Source organism: Microcoleus sp. B5-D4 (genome assembly GCF_036705145.1).
In the GTDB taxonomy this organism is placed as follows: domain Bacteria; phylum Cyanobacteriota; class Cyanobacteriia; order Cyanobacteriales; family Microcoleaceae; genus Microcoleus.
The window spans coordinates 12,165-13,380 of sequence record NZ_JAUBTV010000115.1; the positions used below are offsets into that span (position 1 = coordinate 12,165).

The 1,216-nt window shown below is 55.8% G+C and carries 1 protein-coding gene; it reads left to right on the forward strand.

From position 1 onward, the window contains the following. On the forward strand, positions 1-1,216 hold a 1,216-nt coding region (locus tag QUB10_RS31105), incomplete at both ends, for a calcium-binding protein (RefSeq protein WP_333207016.1).

Below are 1,216 nucleotides of genomic sequence, written 5' to 3' on the forward strand. Positions count from 1 at the left end.
CGACAGGGATGACGGGGACGGGCCCGGACATTTCGATCACCCCGGTGCCGCGGCCAACTCTGACAGTTCCCACGCCTCCCCCAGAACCACTTTTTGTCGATGGCTTAGTTGTCGCAAATGACGGCAGTAACTATTTAATCGGCAGCTTGTTCAATGACACGATTTCCGGGGGTGGCGGCGACGACACGCTTCTGAGTCGGGACGGAGACGATCTACTCAGGGGCGAAGACGGTAACGATTCTCTCAACGGTGGCGCTGGTAAAGATTTTGTTGAGGGCGGGCGCGGTAATGACACGGCGCGGGGCGGCAAAGGCGATGACTTGGTTTCTGGCGACGAGGGCGGTGACGTAGCTTTTGGCGACCAGGGCAACGATATTGTCTTGGGTGCGGAAGGCAACGACTCGCTGTACGGCGGTAAAGGCAATGACTGTCTGCGCGGTGGTGGGGAGGACGACCTGATTTTGGGCGACAAGGGCAGTGACACTGTTTTTGGCGACACTGGTAACGACTGCCTGCTCGGCGCTCGGGGCAATGATATTTTGTTGGGCCAGGAGGGCGGGGATGTCATCACCGGCGGTGTTGGTAACGATACTGGTGACGGCGGCGAGGGTGATGACCTGATCTTCGGGGGCGACGAGAATGATTCTTTGTCTGGAGATGCTGGGGATGATGTTCTTTCGGGCGATCGCGGGTCTGATACTCTGACAGGAGGCGACGGATCGGATATCTTTGTTCTCGGTAGGGTGGGCACGTCGGCTGGCAACGGGTTTCTCACTACTGGCGGTCGCGAAATCGGCGATGCTGATGTAATTAGAGATTTTAATGCCGGAGATTCGATCGGTCTGGCTGGAGGTCTGAACTTTACAGAGTTAGAAATTTTCCAGGGCCAAGGCTCGAATTCTAGCAACACGATTATTAGGGACAGGCGAACTGGGGAATTTTTGGCGGTGTTGATTGATGTTCGATCGAACTCGCTAGATGAATCTCGGTTCACTACAGCTCAAATACCGCGCGTAAACGACAATCCCTTCACCATTGAGGGGACAACAACGAGTCCCACCACCGGGACAACAACGAGTCCCACAACCGGAACAACCACAAGTCCCACAACCGGGACAACCACAAGTCCCACAACCGGAACAACCACAAGTCCCACAACCGGAACAACCACAAGTCCCACAACCGGAACAACCACAAGTCCCACAACCGGAACAAC